The sequence below is a fragment of the Streptococcus mitis genome (assembly GCF_009496155.1).
Taxonomy (GTDB): domain Bacteria; phylum Bacillota; class Bacilli; order Lactobacillales; family Streptococcaceae; genus Streptococcus; species Streptococcus mitis_BQ.
In genome coordinates, this window is sequence record NZ_WIJP01000013.1 from 12821 (window position 1) to 28998 (window position 16178).

The following is a 16178-nucleotide window of genomic DNA, read 5'->3' on the forward strand; positions in this document are numbered from 1 at the left end:
ATTATGCGCCCATTCCAAGTACAAATTTACCAAAGGCAGAAAGAGCCAAAGCAAGTACGATAATAATACCGATAGCTTTAGTAGAGTTCATACCTTTCTTACCAAGCAACCAGAAGATAAAGGCAGTAAAGATTGCTGGAAGCAAACGTGGGAAGATTTGGTTCAAGATGTCTTGGAAGTCAATCATCTTTTCACCGATTGGCAATTTGTAAGAAATTTCAAAGTTGATCATTGTTGCTACAAGAGCACCCATCATGAAGACACCAAGTACAGATGCAGCGTCAATCAAAGCTGTCAAAGTACTTTGCATGTTGTTGATAAGGTTAACCCCTTCTTTGTAGGCAAATTCCAATTGTTTCCAACGGAAGATGTCATACGCTACTGCAACTGCGATCCAAAGGAAGATACCCCATGGTTGGCCAGCGATAGCCATAGTTGCTGCGATAGAACCCATGATAGCAGGTACAAGTGAACCAAAGATAGTATCTCCAAGAGGAGCGAATGGTCCCATCAAACCTGTCTTGATACCGTTAACGGCATCTTTTGAACCCACACCATCTTTTTCTTCCATAGCAAGGTCAAAACCAGCGATAATTGTGTGGAAGAATGGTGAAGTATTGAAGAATTGAGTATGAACTTTCATCATTTCTTTCAATTCAGGAGTTCCATCCCCATACATTTTACGCAATTGAGGCAAGATCATGTAAAGGTAACCAGAAGCTTGCATACGTTCGTAGTTCCAACCTAATTGGAAAGTAAACAAGCTACGTTTGTTGATTTGATTAAAATCTTCTTTTGTAAGTTTGTAATTAGAATTCGTCATCTTCGATTTCCCCACTTTCTGATGGTGTAGAAGGTGCTACCACAGCTACTTTTTGGCTATTTTTGAAGTGAAGCACTGCAAGGAAGATACCTACGATAGAGATACCAATCATAGACAAACCTTTAAAGTTGTTGACAAAAGCAATTTTTTCAGCAACATCTTTAGGTAGAGTACCTACGATACCAGCAACAGCGCCACCAAGACCTGTTACATATGAGTAAAGAACAGTCAACATAGCTGTCAAACCAAATCCCATAGCAAGGTAGTGAAGGTTACGTTTAACTGGAAGGTAACGAAGCAAGATTGCAAATCCAAGACCTGGAAGCATACGTCCTGCAAGTGTCAAACCATCTGCAACCCATTGGTATTCTTTAACGAAGTCTACAACTGATTGTACGAAGGCACCACCAAAGGCAAGCGCGAAGAAGACTGGAAGGGCACGAGATAGAGCCCAAGGAATCGCACCAAGCAAGTAGTTGCGTTCGATTCCTTTGTAGTCAAAGCGTTCGATTGCAGCATCCACACGGTGAGCGAAGAAGGTAGTAGTCATACGTCCAAGAACGTCGAAGTAAGTCAAGAGAGCTGCTACTGGCACAGCGATTGTTGTAATCGCAAGTGCTGTATCAATTCCTTGTGAAACAGAGAAGGCTGTCGCAAGAACCGCACCAGAAGTTGCGTCGATACGAGAAGCACCACCGAAGGTACCAACCCCAAGAACGAACAGTTGCAAGTTACCACCGATAAGCAGACCAGTAGTCACATCTCCCATGATTAAACCAGTAATGAAACCAGCAAATACAGGGGAACCTGCAGATGAAACGATCGTCAACTCATCACAGATTTGATAAGCTGAGTACAAAGTGAGAAGTAAAATTTGCCACCATTGTATCATAACAATGACCTCCTAAAAATTTTTTCCTATTTTAATAAGCTCAAAAAGTCTGAAACTGGATCATTTGGAACCATTTGAGCAGTAAGTTTAACACCTTTTTCTGCCAGTTTGTGGAAGTCTTCCACATCCTTATCCACTACGTTGATAGAACGTGTGATGGCGCGAGTTTCTGGTGTTTGAGACATATTCCCAACATTGAGAGTTTCAAGTGGTACACCTGCTTCTACCAAACCAAGGAAACGGTCTGGTTTACGAGCAACGATAAAGAGACGTTGGCTATCGTATTTACCAGCAAGAATATTGGCTGCCGCTTTTTCAATTGGCAAAATACTCAATTTCACACCTGGTGGTGTCGCTAGTTTCAAACCACTCTTTTCAACGTCGTTGTTGACAACTTCGTCATCCACAACCATAATACGTGAAACATTTAGTTTTCCAGCCCAAAGATTGGCTACTTGTCCGTGGATCAAACGTCCATCGATACGGCATCCTACAATTGTCATAAATTTTCCCCCTTTATGTGTTTTAGTGTAGGTTTACGAGTTAAATGAATCTCTTCTTTATATTCACCCTCTGTTTCAAAGATGATGATGCGGTTGGCACCTTCCTTGAGATAGCTATGAGGGATATAAAGCGAGAGTGTTGGGCCGACATTCCAAAAACGTCCTAGATTCTGCCCATTGACAAAGGCAACTCCCTTACCAAACTCAGACAAGTCTAGGTAAGTATCTTTTGGCTCTTGGACTGTAAAGTCATAAGCGTAAAAGGCTGGTTGTCCTTCTGTCCATCCTTTTGAAAAATCAATTTTCTCAGGATTATCTAGTGGGAGTGGATAGTGTTTCCAGTTTAGTAAGAAATGCAAATCCTTACAAACCCCTGTCCGAATTCCCTTACGTTGCGTATCCGCTAAGAACTTGTGCCCATAGTTGACACGCCCCATATTTTCTACCAAGATATCCAGTCTAGATAGCGCTTTCTTTTTACCTTGATAAAAAATATCTTCCCCAATCTCGGTTTGATATTGGGTTTCAACCCACTGACCATCGATATAAAGCTGAGCCCTATCCCGACCATCAATGATACGAAGTCTTTCTTCTTCTGCATCCCAGTTTGTTTCTGTTCGATAGAGTAGATAGCCATAACTTTGTCCCAACTCCTCCATCTTTTGAGGATAAAGGCTTTCTACTGGACTAGATAAGCTATCCAAGGTTTCAAACAAGGAAACTTTTTCAACTAGTGGAATAGCATTCACTTTCATACTTTCCTTATAGAGCGGTTCCAACTGCGGATACTCTGGAAAATGTGTTGCCATCATCTTCTTGACTGCCAAGTACTTAGCCGTTGGATTTCCTTCTTCATCCAGAAGGGCATCGTAATCATATGATGTGACTTGTGGCAAGTCCAAGGTCCCTCGAGCCGAGCAACCATTCATGAAACCAAAGTTTGTACCACCATGGAACATGTATAGATTGATGGAACCTTGCTCCAAAACTTCTCGAACTGCATCTGCCAACTCTTTGGGATCCCGTGTGATAATCGGTTCTTTCCAACGATTGAACCAACCATCCCAGAACTCCATACACATGAGTGGCCATTTCTTACCATATTCATCAAAGAATTCCTGCATCTGTGAAAAATTGTAAGGTGCCTTAGAACCAAAGTTTCCTGTTACAAAGAGGTCATCTTCAATTAAGGTTCCCGCTTTCAGAGTAGCTCTCCAAGGCCCATCTGATGTAAAGAGGGGACAGGTTACGCCACGATCTTCCATCAACTGCCGAATGGCTCTCAGATAAGCCTTATCTTCTCCGTAAGAACCATACTCATTTTCAACCTGCATCATGAGTATATTGCCACCATTGTCCAATAAATGTGGAACCAATCTTGGCAATAATTGATCATAGTAACGACCAACTGCCTCGATATATGCTGGGTCGGATGAGCGAATTCGCATATTCTTGGTTAAAAGCCAAGCTGGTAAGCCACCGAATTCCCACTCCGCACAGATAAATGGTGACGGACGTACAATAGCATAGAGGCCTAAATCTTGTGCTGTTTGGAGAAATCTCTCCAAATCCAGAGCTCCTTCAAAGTTAAACTCACCCTCACGGGGTTCGTGTAGATTCCAAGCAACGTAAGTCTCTACCGTGTTAAAACCAAGAGCCTTCAAGTTGTAGAGCGAATGAGACCAATCTTCTGGCGGAATCCTAAAATAATGAATGGCGCCAGACAAAATCTTGAACGGTTTCCCATCTAAATAGAAATCGTCCCTAATCTCAAATCGTGTCATATTATTACCTTCTGACAATTAAAGTTCACGCTTTCATTTGTTGATATAGTAAATATATCTCAATATCCTGCATTTGTCAATAGGTTTTCACAATTTTTTTCATTTTTAACTAACTTTTACACAAAAAACTTATAAAAATCTCTAATTCATAACAATAGCATCCTTTAAAAACCATGTATAAAAATGTATGTTTTTCTATTAATTTCGAGGTAAATTAACCTTATACCCTATTATTCTAATTTTTTTATTCAAAACTCTACTATTCTTTTCAATTTTATGGTAAAATTTTTAGTGGAAAAGGAAAATCGAGGTGAAAACATGGCAATTCCAAAGTATCAATATATTAAAGATGAGTTAAAGAATAAAATCATTTCTGGTCAATTTGCCAGTGGAGATAAATTCTACACTGAAGCTGAATTGATTGCAATGTATGATGTAAGTTCTATAACCGTTGTCCGCGCCTTAAACGATCTTGCCAAAGATGGCTATATTGTCCGTCAACAAGGAAAGGGTACATTCGTTTCACGCGCACGCAAACACAAACTCGTAGAGTTTTCAGATGTAGAAGTTTTTGAAACTAAAGATGATAAAGTTACTGTCCTTTCTATTGAACGTGGCAACAAATTAAACTACTTAGAAAAACTTGGACTACGTGGTGACCAGTTCTACTACAAGATTGAACGCGTACGCGAAACGAATGGTGTTGTATACATCTACCACACATCTTACATTCCAGAACAATACATCAACGCAAATTATCCAAATCTTGAATATTATAGTTCTATCTATAACCGTTTCAAATCAGATTACCACATTCACATGAATGATGAACATTTTGAAGAAATCAATGAAATCACATTTCCAACTCCAGAACATGCGGCTTCGGCCCTCGGAGTCGATGAGCAATTCCCAACAGTTTTACAAACCAAGACTACTAGGCTAGAATCTACTGGCCAAGTTCTCGCATACAGCGAAACTTATAAACGAGCGGATTATTATAAAATCAAATTCATTTCATGTGACCGTGATCACTAAGAAAAGCTTGAGCCTAAGTGCTTGGGCTTTTTTCTATGTATTATAGCACGAAAAAACGACTATAAAAACGCTGTTAAATATATTTATTTGTAGCACTTTTACTAAAAACAAGTTAAAAATTACTGATTTTTCCTTGATTTTACCTCCCCATATAAATTGTTACTTCCAAAATTTTATGATTTACTCCGCTTGTTATAATTATTATATAAACTTGCTTGACTTTTTACTATATAGATAATAAAATTAAATTGGTTTTATGTAAACGTTATCAAAATAGTTGTATCAAGGAGGTTTTATCATGAAACTAGACAAGAAACAGCGTTTCTCGATTCGCAAGTATGCAGTCGGAGCAGCTTCTGTACTGATAGGATTTACCTTCAGTGCGCAAGTCGTATCTGCAGATGGACTCACACCAGCACCAAAAGCTACTGAAACTTTGCAAGCTGTGCCGGATAGCCCACAAGCATCAGAAGCACCAATTCAAGATAAAGAAGAAAAACTTGTAAAACAAGCTGATAAAACTATAAAAGAGGAAGTTAAAACTAAAAAAGATACTGTTAACACAGTTGTTCCAAAAACAGACAATGCGGTAGCACCAGTAGTAACAGAACATACCAGCCCAGCTCCTACTACGGAAGTAGAAAACACAACTCAAGTAGAAAAAAGCGCAGAGATTGCTAATACTGAGAAGAAAAACGAGCCTGCTACTCCTGCTGTACTCGCTCCGACTACTGAACGTGCCACTCAAACTAATGAAAAACTAGCGAAAAAGAAAATTGTTTCTATTGATGCTGGACGTAAATATTTCTCACCAGAGCAACTAAAGGAAATCATCGACAAAGCGAAACATTATGGCTACACTGATTTACACCTATTAGTTGGAAATGATGGACTCCGCTTCATATTGGACGATATGAGCATCACAGCTAACGGCAAGACCTATGCCAGTGACGATGTCAAACGTGCCATTGAAAAAGGTACAAATGATTATTACAACGATCCAAACGGCAATCACTTAACAGAAAGTCAAATGACAGACCTGATTAACTATGCCAAAGATAAAGGTATCGGTCTCATCCCAACAGTAAATAGTCCCGGTCACATGGATGCTATTCTCAATGCCATGAAAGAATTGGGAATCCAAAACCCTAACTTTAGCTATTTCGGGAAGGAATCAGCCCGTACCGTAGATCTTGACAACGAACAAGCAGTCGCTTTTACAAAAGCCCTTATCGATAAATATGCTGCTTATTTCGCGAAAAAGACTGAAATCTTCAACATCGGACTTGATGAATATGCCAATGATGCAACAAACGCTAAAGGTTGGAGCGTTCTTCAAGCTGATAAATACTATCCAAACGAAGGCTACCCTGTAAAAGGATATGAAAAATTTATTGCCTACGCCAATGACCTAGCTCGTATTGTAAAATCGCACGGTCTAAAACCAATGGCCTTCAATGATGGTATTTACTACAATAGTGATACTAGCTTCGGAACTTTCGACAAAGATATCATCGTTTCAATGTGGACTGGTGGTTGGGGAGGCTACGATGTCGCTTCTTCTAAACTGCTAGTAGAAAAAGGGCACCAAATCCTAAACACTAACGATGCTTGGTACTATGTTCTTGGGCGAAATGCAGATGGCCAAGGTTGGTACAACCTTGATCAGGGATTAAACGGTATCAAGAACACTCCAATCACTTCGGTACCAAAATCCGACGGAGCAACTATTCCATTCATCGGTGGTATGGTAGCTGTTTGGGCTGACACTCCATCTGCACGTTATTCACCGTCACGCCTCTTCAAACTCATGCGTCAATTCGCAAATTCTAATGCTGAATACTTTGCAGCTGATTATGAGTCTGCAGATCAAGCACTTAACGAGGTACCAAAAGACCTTAACCGTTATACTGCAGAAAGTGTCTCAGCAATTAATGAAGCGGTAAAAGCTATCCGTTCGCTTGATAGTAACCTCAGCCGTGCCCAACAAGACACGATTGACCAAGCAATCGTAAAACTTCAAGAAGCAGTCAGCAATTTAACCTTCACACCAGAAGCTCAAAAAGAAGAAGATGCTAAACGTGAGGTTGAAAAACTTGCTAAAAACAAGGTGATTTCAATCGATGCTGGACGCAAATACTTTACTCTTGACCAACTCAAACGCATCGTAGATAAGGCCAGCGAGCTCGGCTACTCTGATGTCCACCTCCTTCTAGGAAATGATGGACTTCGCTTCCTACTCGATGATATGACCATCACTGCCAACGGAAAAACCTATGCAAGTGATGATGTCAAAAATGCCATCATCCAAGGAACAAAAACTTACTACGACGATCCAAACGGGACTGCACTTACACAGGCAGAAGTGGCAGAATTAATTGAATACGCTAAATCTAAGGGTATCGGTCTCATCCCAGCTATCAACAGCCCAGGTCACATGGATGCTATGCTGGTTGCCATGGAAAAATTGGGTATTAAAAATCCTCAAGCCCACTTTGACAAAGTCTCTAAAACAACTATGGACTTGAGAAACGAAGAAGCGATGAACTTTGTAAAAGCCCTCATCGGTAAATACATGGACTTCTTTGCAGGAAAAACAAAGATTTTCAACTTTGGTACTGACGAATACGCTAACGATGCGACTAGTGCCCAAGGCTGGTACTACCTCAAATGGTATCAACTCTATAGCAAGTTTGCCGAATATGCCAACACCCTCGCTGCCATGGCCAAAGAAAGAGGGCTTCAACCAATGGCCTTCAACGATGGCTTCTACTATGAGGACAAGGACGATGTTCAGTTTGACAAAGATGTCTTGATTTCTTACTGGTCTAAAGGCTGGTGGGGCTACAACCTCGCATCACCTCAATACCTAGCAAGCAAGGGTTATAAGTTCTTGAATACCAACGGTGACTGGTACTACATTCTCGGTCAAAAACCAGAAGATGGTGGTGGTTTCCTCAAAAAAGCTATTGAGAATACTGGAAAAACACCATTCAATCAACTAGCTTCTACCAAATATCCTGAAGTAGACCTTCCAACAGTCGGAAGTATGCTTGCTATCTGGGCAGATAGACCAAGCGCTGAGTACAAGGAGGAAGAAATCTTTGAACTTATGACTGCCTTTGCAGACCACAACAAAGACTACTTCCGTGCTAATTATAATGCTCTCCGCGAAGAAATCGCACAAATTCCTGAAAACTTAGAAGGATACAGCAAGGAAAGCTTGGATGCCCTAAGTGCAGCTAAAACAGCTCTAAATTACAACCTCAATCGTAATAAACAAGCTGAGCTTGACACACTTGTAGCCAAACTAAAATCCGCTCGCTTAGGTCTCAAACCAGCTGCAACTCACTCAGGAAGCCTAGATGAAAATGAAGTGGCTGCCAATGTTGAAACCAGACCAGAACTCATCATAAGAACTGAAGAAATCCTATTTGAAGTTATCAAGAAAGAAAATCCTAACCTCCCAGCTGGTCAGGAAAACATTGTCACAGCAGGAGTCAAAGGTGAACGAACTCATTACATCTCTGTCCTTACTGAAAATGGAAAAACAACCGAAACAATCCTTGATAGTCAGGTAACCAAAGAAGCTGTGAACCAAGTGGTTGAAGTCGGTACTCTAGTAACACATGTAGGCGATGAAAACGGACAAGCCGCTATTGCTGAAGACAAACCAAAACTAGAAATCCCAAGCCAACCAACCAGAGCAAAAGCAGAAGAACAACAACTCCCTGCAACAGGAAGTCAAGACTCTGCAGGCTTGGTCGCAGCAGGACTCATGGCCACACTAGCAGCCTATGGACTCACTAAAAGAAAAGAAGACTAAGCCTTTTAGATACAAAAATAAACAGCGAAATTAAAGCTCGCTGTTTATTTTTTAATTAATCACCAAGTCCAAGACGTTCAAAGATATCATCCACTCGTTTGGTATAGTATGCAGGGTTGAAGATTTCGTCGATTTCTTCTTGTGTGAGGCGTGATGTTACTTCTGGATCTGCTTCTAGAAGTGGTTTAAAGTCTACTTGATTGTCCCAAGAGTAGGCTGTTTTTGGTTGCACCAAGTCATAAGCTTGCTCACGGGTCATGCCTTTTTCAATCAGGGTTAACATGGCGCGTTGGCTAAAGATCAGACCGAAGGTTGAGTTCATGTTGCGGATCATGTTTTCTGGGAAGACCGTCAAGTTCTTGACAATATTTCCAAAACGGTTGAGCATGTAGTCAATCAAAATGGTAGTATCTGGTGTGATGATACGCTCAGCTGATGAGTGGGAAATGTCGCGTTCGTGCCAGAGAGCAACGTTTTCATAGGCTGTAATCATATGCCCGCGGATAACACGCGCAAGACCTGTCATGTTCTCAGAACCGATTGGGTTGCGTTTGTGAGGCATTGCTGAAGACCCTTTTTGCCCTTTGGCAAAGAATTCTTCCACTTCGCGTTGTTCTGATTTTTGGAGACCACGGATTTCCGTTGCCATACGCTCGATGGAAGTCGCGATGCTAGCAAGAACTGCAAAGTACTCAGCGTGAAGGTCACGAGGAAGGACCTGTGTAGAGATTTCTTGAGCACGGATGCCAAGCTTGTCGCAGACGTAATGCTCTACAAATGGTGGGATGTTGGCAAAGTTACCAACCGCGCCAGAAATCTTGCCAGCTTCCACTCCAGCAGCCGCATGCTCGAAACGCTCGATATTGCGCTTCATTTCGCTATACCAAGTCGCCAATTTAAGACCAAAAGTTGTAGGCTCAGCGTGCACACCGTGGGTACGACCCATCATGATGGTGAACTTGTGCTCCTTAGCCTTGTCAGCGATGATATTGGTGAAGTTTTCAAGGTCACGACGGATGATATCGTTGGCCTGCTTGTAGAGGTAACCGTAGGCCGTATCTACCACGTCGGTAGAAGTCAAACCATAGTGAACCCACTTGCGCTCTTCACCAAGCGTCTCAGAAACCGCACGCGTGAAAGCCACCACATCGTGACGAGTCTCTTGCTCAATCTCCAAAATACGGTCGATGTCAAAGTCCGCTTTCTCACGAATCAAAGCCACATCTTCCTTAGGGATTTCCCCCAACTCAGCCCATGCCTCGTCAGCTAAGATTTCCACCTCAAGCCAAGCACGGTATTTATTTTCCTCACTCCAAATGTTCGCCATCTCAGGGCGAGAGTAACGGTTGATCATTGTTTTTCTCCTATATAATATTGCAAAGTTATAGAGCTAATCCTTTGTTAATTATTCTTTTCTGTACCTCTGTTAGCAAGGAATTGTTTAAGTTTATCCCTGATTCTCTATAAAATTCACTAGCTTTTTTTCTAATTTCGGACTTTTTTGTAATTTCAATATTTTGAAAAGATGACTTAACAAATTTACCATCTTCAAATTTTGTTTCAAAAAATCTTGTAGATATATTTCCTTTACTTAATAAGGTATCAAATAGAATATAGCCATCTCCAATACCTAACTCCCTTATCTGTTTCTCAATATCAAGGAGATAAGAAAGCGGAGAATCATAAGAACATGAATAAACAATTGCCATATACTTATCCAATTCAAGTTCTACTATGCGAAACATTTTCTACCTCCTTTAAATTTTTAATACTAATAGAATAGTCTATAATATTCTTCGATTTTAGTCAAACAATTTACAATGATATCTCGAGCAGTTGCCTCATCTTCAATCAACGCAGTCTCATCTAAAGAAAGTCCAGGTTCAAACTTTTTCCAATGGAAATAACTATTTCTCTCGTCACTCAATATTTGATACAATTCGCCTATATATGTTAGAAACTGTTCTTTTTTAGTTGGGTATTTATTTTCAACATTCATATGGTAGCAAGATTGTAAAACATAGCTGTATTCGCCCTCACTTGATACCTTATCAAACATATAAAATGATGTTGTCATTGGTTGCCCTTTAGAATTTAACTTAGTTAGCCAATCAATACCAAGCTCGCTTAAAACCCATCTTAAATGACCCTCTAAAGCACGATAAGCTGGAAAAGTGTACACTGTATAATCTTCCCAATTAGATTTAAGATTTTTAAAAATCAAAGCTTGTTTTACAGTTTTTCTTAATTGATCACTAGATAATTTATCAAAAGAATTTGACATTAGATCAGCAATATCATCTTGAATAATTGAATCATCAATATGACTTTCGAAGAATCCACTCTCATTTAACTTATTACTAATCTCATCTGTCTCAAATAACTGAGTTATTATTTCAATAGATTCTAAAAATAATAATTTTGGTTTACCCTGCAATAATAGTTTTCCAATACCTCCCGATAATTTATTAAAATAGGTAATTGTCAAAGTTTCTTTCTGAACTCCTTTAAATTTCCAGGTTGGAAAACCATTCCCCTCAGAATGAGGTAACTCACTTTCATAAAAAGAAGACTCCTTAATTAAAGATATTACACTTTCAATATCCTCATAACTAATGCTCCTTGCAATAAACCACGGGTCTTTCTTATCTTTTTGGGTGACTCCTTTTTTACAATTTTTAGCTATATATCGGCATAATTCAATCTTCAATTCTGAAAACTGGACATTACCATTATTACTTTGTAATGTCGTTTTACCATCGGTACGATAAAACATATCTAAGAAAAATGTACCACTATTTGTTGAAATATTACATCGATACAGCCCTTGGGTTGCATTTTTTAATTCTAATTCATCAGCAACTTGAGCATCTAAATGCGGCTTAGTTGCCAAAAATTCTTTAATAGTCTCTAAGAGCTGTTCTCTATTTAAATCAAGATTTTTAAAAATATCATTCATTACATTTCTCCTAAAATTTTATTTCGTAATTTTTAGATTCCTTAGCCTCGATTTTTGCACTCAATATATTACTATTGAAATTCAATTTATATGAGATGTTTTTGATCTCTCCAACCTTTTTTCCTTCTTGTTTCCAGATATTCTTAATAAATTTAAGAATCTTTTTATCACTAATCATAAACTCGTTATAATAAATGATATTATCTTTTTTATCGTTCTCATCACTTGAAATTAAATAGTTATAAAATTCTATGCCTAATTGATTATCAGATAAGTTATCATTAGTATTAGAATCACCTTCTTTTATTGCTCTTTTCGCTAATTGATCTGCTAATTCGTTAAACTTTACACCACTATGCGCTTTAACCTTGTTAAAATAAACTTTTACTTGTGATGATAAACTATCATATTTAACTTTATAATCTCTTGAAACCGACTTATTTGTCTTCCACTCACCTACAGCCCACGACTTAATCCCCTCGTAGTCATAGAAAATTGCAATCCTCGAAATATGATTGTCAATAGCCCATTCCATAGCTCGCAGAGCTGCCTTTACCTCTCCTGCAATCTGATAACTTTCAATATATTTTTCATCAGAACCCGAAAATGAAATTTTTTTTATTACTTCATTCTCCTTGGTAATGACAACACCTGAACCGTATGTATTTGTATTTCTATCAAACGAACCATCTACATAAACTTCATACTCAACTAGATTACTCGATTGGCTCTGATTAGAATCTTCAAGATAAGATTTAGCCTCCTCAAACGAAGAGAAAGATTTAAACTTTGCATTAGGAAATCCTTTAACTTGTGCTTCTGCTTCTCCCCATGTCTCAAAAATTCCAGTTTGTCTGCCTAACTTTACAGCGTAGTATTTCATATTTTCTTTCACCTATCTTTCATTTTCTTAAGGACTCAAGTTAGAGGACTCCTCAAACTCCTCTTTCTCAATAAACACAGACGGATAGTGATCTAGTGTATTCAAATCCGTATCCAGCGGTAAACTATAGATAGCTAAGTAGTTTTCAGGGTATTGTGTAGCTAGTTCTTCATATTTAGCTTGTACCTTATTCTGGTCAGCACTAGCATACAAGACTTCCACGACTGCTCCAGTCTTATCCTTTTCAACAAAAGCGTTAACGATAATTTGTATCATAGACTTGTCCTAAAAATCTATCCCTTTCCCAAACTCATCCACACTATCTGGCACATCACTAAACAAAGTGACATGTCCCATCTTGCGGTTGTGCTTCGCTTCTATTTTACCATACATGTGGAGGTGGGTGCTTGGATTTTCTGCGACATACTTTTCAGCGACCTCGACGTGTTGGCCGAGGACATTGAGCATGACGGCTGGAGCATGTAGTTTGATGGCTGGTAATGGTGCTCCCAGAACGCCTAGAATATGGGTATCAAACTGAGAGAAGTCGCAGGCTTCAATGGAGTAGTGACCTGAATTGTGTGGACGTGGGGCAATCTCATTGACAATAATATCATCAGCTGTCGCAAACATTTCTACACAGAGGGTTCCAGACAACTTGAGCTGTTCTGCGATTCGAACCGCCATAGCTTTGGCCTTGGCTGCTAAACTTGCTGAAATGCGAGCAGGCACAATGGTCTTAGACAGAATGTTGTTTTGGTGGATATTTTCCTGAACTGGGAAAACTGTCATGTCCTTGCCATTTCCTGATACAATGACAGAAATTTCAAGGTCAAAGTTGACAAATTCTTCCAATACACAGTCTGCTGAGTCAGCTAACGCATAGGCTTCTTCCAAGTCTGCTTCCAAGTGAATGACCTTTTGTCCATGCCCATCGTAGCCACCAGTTGCCGTCTTGAGGACATAGTTTTTAGACAGGTCGATATTAGCCAAGTCATTGCTAGAATTTACGACCTTGTAAGGGGCCACAGTGACTTGAGCTTTATTTGAAAGAAAGTCCTTTTCAAAGATACGATTTTGAGAAATACGGAGTAGGTCTGTCCCTTGAGGGAGTTGTCCCTCCTTGATGACAGCATCCAAACCGTCAGCATCGACATTTTCAAACTCATAGGTGAGGACATCGCATCGCTCCGCCAACTGACGCAGAGCATGCACGTCATTATAAGGAGCCACTATGATTTCCGCCACGCGAGAGGCCGGGCAATCTGCAGCAGGATCCAACGCGATAACCTTATGACCCATGTAGATAGCAGAAATAGCCATCATCTGACCCAGCTGACCACCACCAATAATTCCAATTGTTTTAGATGAGCTCATTAGTAGACTCCTCTGCAATTTTTCCTTGTTCTTCTGCAAAATCTGCCAACGCTGTCGCGATAGCCCGATCCTCTACTGAGAGGAGACGGAGAGCGAAGAGGGCTGCGTTAGTCGCACCTGCTTCACCAATAGCCATAGTTGCGACTGGCACACCACCTGGCATCTGCACAATGGAATAGAGTGAATCCACGCCACTAAGGGCACGAGATTTGACTGGGACCCCAATGACAGGAAGGGTTGTTTTGGCAGCTACCATTCCTGGCAAGTGGGCTGCGCCACCCGCACCTGCAATGATAACCTTGATGCCACGGCTACGTGCTTCTTCCGCATGTTTGAACATGAGATCAGGTGTACGGTGGGCAGAAACAACTTTCTTTTCGTAGGCTACACCGAAGCGGTCTAGGACTTCGGCTGTTTTTTGCATGGTTGCCCAGTCGGATTTTGAGCCCATGATGATGGAAATTACTGGTTTAGTCATAATTTTTCCTTTTCTTTCCTTTCTTTTTTCAACCACCTTAGGTTGTGAGGGACGGCAGCAGCCACCAAAGGTGTCTCATGCCTAAATTGGAAGCCCAAGGTCTTCCAATTTCCCTGAACGATTGGATTATCATCCAATCGTTCTTTCACAACGGCGGTGATTGTTCTATATTAGCTCGCTAACGCTCGCAAATCAAACGACCATTATCGTACTTAGCGACTGCGTCGCTTTTTCTTATATCTTTATCTAATTGCCTTGCTTCCGATATCTGTTCGGTAGAAAAGGCCTTCTGTTTTTTGTTTGTCGAGTTGGCTGTAGATGGTGTCTTGAGTTTCTTTGACAGTATCTGCTGTGGTAACGAGCATATAGACACGTCCGCCGTTTGAGAGCAGTGCTCTGCTATTTTCCGCAAACTTAGCCCCTGCATAGTAGGTAATAATGTCGCCTTCTGTCTTGGCTGGCAACTCAACACCTTTTTCATAGTCTAGCGGATAACCGTTGGATGCGACAACCACACCCAGAGTCACACCCTTGTCTGTCCAGGTGATATTTGGCTCCTTCCCATCTAGGATATCCGTGATATTTTTGGCAAAATCAGAGGTTAATCGAGGCAGGATAATTTGCGTTTCTGGATCTCCAAAGCGAGCATTGAACTCGATGACTTTAGGGCCATCAGTTGTCAAAATAAGCCCTGCGTAAAGGACACCCAGATAAGGGCGACCTTCTTGAATCATGCCCTCAAGGACTGGCTTGACAATAGTCTTAACCGCTGTATCAACTACACTCTGTGACAAGTGTGGAACTGGTGCGTAGGCACCCATACCGCCCGTGTTAGGCCCCTTATCGCCATCATAGGCACGTTTGTGGTCTTGCGCTGTTGGCATAATGTAGAACTTGTCCCCATTGACAAAGGCAAAGAGGGAGAACTCCTCTCCATCAAGGAATTCCTCAATAACCACACGCGCACCTGAGTCACCAAATTTATTGTCCAAAAGCATCTCATGAGCAGCTTCGACCGCTTGCTCGACTGTCTCAGCAACGACAACACCCTTCCCAAGCGCCAAGCCATCCGCCTTGACTACGATAGGCGCACCCTGCTTTTCGATATATGCCTTGGCTTCCTCGAAAGCTGAAAATGTGCCATAGGCTGCTGTCGGAACGCCGTATTTGACCATGATTTCCTTAGCAAAATCCTTGGACCACTCCAGCTCAGATGCCAATCTTGTCGGACCAAAAGCCTTAAGCCCTGCCTGGTTAAAATCATCTACAATTCCAGCAGCAAGAGCGTCATCTGGCCCTATAAAGGTCCAAGCAATATCGTTGGATTTTGCAAACTCAATCAATTTAGAATGTTCGGAAATAGAGATATTTACCAATTCCAAACCATCCAGAGTCATCCCATCATTCCCAGGAGCAACAAAAACCTTTTCTACCTCTTTTGACTCAAGCAACTTCTTAGCAATCGCATGTTCACGACCACCCGAACCGACAACAAGCAGTTTCATTTCTTAACCTCTTTTGCGAATTATTTAACACCATTATACCACAAACGTTCGTTTTAATCTCGTTTCGTTAAGCATTTTTAAGCAAAAAAGGGAAAGAAACTGTTTTCTTCCCC

At 40.6% G+C, this 16178-nt stretch carries 14 protein-coding genes and 1 pseudogene; 2 read left to right on the forward strand and 13 right to left on the reverse strand.

What is annotated here, in order from left to right; translation table 11 throughout:
* Position 1 precedes the first annotated feature (1 nt).
* Genes GEZ84_RS08185 through GEZ84_RS08200 form a run of 4 tightly spaced genes read right to left on the reverse strand, consistent with a single transcriptional unit; the run spans position 2 to position 4002 of the window.
* Entirely contained in the window at positions 2–823 is an 822-nt protein-coding gene (locus tag GEZ84_RS08185) for a PTS system mannose/fructose/sorbose family transporter subunit IID (RefSeq protein ID WP_000185286.1), read from the reverse strand.
* On the reverse strand, positions 810–1715 hold the full coding sequence (locus tag GEZ84_RS08190; protein WP_153224172.1) for a PTS mannose/fructose/sorbose/N-acetylgalactosamine transporter subunit IIC: 906 nt from the start codon (positions 1713–1715) through the stop codon (positions 810–812). Before GEZ84_RS08190 ends, GEZ84_RS08185 begins: the two co-directional genes overlap by 14 nt.
* 26 nt (positions 1716–1741) lie before the next feature.
* A complete protein-coding gene (locus tag GEZ84_RS08195; protein ID WP_000156971.1) occupies positions 1742–2218 on the reverse strand; it encodes a PTS sugar transporter subunit IIB in 477 nt (158 codons plus the stop codon).
* Positions 2215–4002 (reverse strand): glycoside hydrolase family 35 protein, encoded by a 1788-nt coding sequence (locus tag GEZ84_RS08200; protein WP_153224173.1) that lies wholly within the window; start codon positions 4000–4002, stop codon positions 2215–2217. The genes GEZ84_RS08195 and GEZ84_RS08200 overlap by 4 nt, the downstream gene beginning before the upstream one ends.
* A 318-nt stretch (positions 4003–4320) precedes the next feature.
* Here GEZ84_RS08200 and GEZ84_RS08205 point away from each other — a divergent pair, with 318 nt between their 5' ends.
* On the forward strand, positions 4321–5037 hold the full coding sequence (locus GEZ84_RS08205; protein ID WP_001007192.1) for a GntR family transcriptional regulator: 717 nt from the start codon (positions 4321–4323) through the stop codon (positions 5035–5037).
* 298 nt (positions 5038–5335) lie between these two features.
* Complete coding sequence (gene strH, locus GEZ84_RS08210) at positions 5336–8863, forward strand: LPXTG-anchored beta-N-acetylhexosaminidase StrH (protein ID WP_153224174.1); 3528 nt, start codon at positions 5336–5338, stop codon at positions 8861–8863.
* A 55-nt stretch (positions 8864–8918) separates the two neighbouring features.
* Here the strand turns inward: strH and purB are convergent, their stop codons facing one another.
* From purB to purD, 9 genes and pseudogenes are all read right to left on the reverse strand, one after another.
* Positions 8919–10217 carry an adenylosuccinate lyase gene (gene purB / locus GEZ84_RS08215; protein ID WP_153224175.1) on the reverse strand — a complete coding sequence of 433 codons (1299 nt, stop codon included), beginning with the start codon at positions 10215–10217 and terminating at the stop codon, positions 8919–8921.
* Between the two features lie 28 nt (positions 10218–10245).
* Positions 10246–10608, reverse strand: a complete 363-nt coding sequence (locus GEZ84_RS08220) for a type II toxin-antitoxin system RnlB family antitoxin (RefSeq protein ID WP_000488499.1) — start codon at positions 10606–10608, stop codon at positions 10246–10248.
* Between the two features lie 26 nt (positions 10609–10634).
* Positions 10635–11822, reverse strand: coding sequence for a type II toxin-antitoxin system RnlA family toxin (locus tag GEZ84_RS08225; RefSeq protein WP_153224176.1), 1188 nt, complete (start codon positions 11820–11822; stop codon positions 10635–10637).
* Positions 11823–11832: 10 nt separating this feature from the next.
* Positions 11833–12705, reverse strand: coding sequence for a viroplasmin family protein (locus tag GEZ84_RS08230; RefSeq protein WP_000878577.1), 873 nt, complete (start codon positions 12703–12705; stop codon positions 11833–11835).
* Between the two features lie 27 nt (positions 12706–12732).
* Positions 12733–12981, reverse strand: a complete 249-nt coding sequence (locus GEZ84_RS08235; protein WP_153224177.1) for a phosphoribosylaminoimidazole carboxylase — start codon at positions 12979–12981, stop codon at positions 12733–12735.
* A 9-nt stretch (positions 12982–12990) separates the two neighbouring features.
* The gene (gene purK, locus GEZ84_RS08240; protein ID WP_153224178.1) at positions 12991–14082 is read right to left on the reverse strand and encodes a 5-(carboxyamino)imidazole ribonucleotide synthase; all 1092 of its coding nucleotides are present in this window, start codon (positions 14080–14082) and stop codon (positions 12991–12993) included.
* Positions 14069–14560, reverse strand: a complete 492-nt coding sequence (gene purE, locus GEZ84_RS08245; RefSeq protein WP_153224179.1) for a 5-(carboxyamino)imidazole ribonucleotide mutase — start codon at positions 14558–14560, stop codon at positions 14069–14071. Before purE ends, purK begins: the two co-directional genes overlap by 14 nt.
* Before the next feature lie 35 nt (positions 14561–14595).
* Positions 14596–14709: pseudogene (locus GEZ84_RS10920) on the reverse strand (phosphoribosylaminoimidazole carboxylase); the annotation flags it as partial.
* Positions 14710–14802: 93 nt separating this feature from the next.
* Positions 14803–16065 (reverse strand): phosphoribosylamine--glycine ligase, encoded by a 1263-nt coding sequence (gene purD, locus GEZ84_RS08250; protein ID WP_153224180.1) that lies wholly within the window; start codon positions 16063–16065, stop codon positions 14803–14805.
* Positions 16066–16178 lie beyond the last annotated feature (113 nt).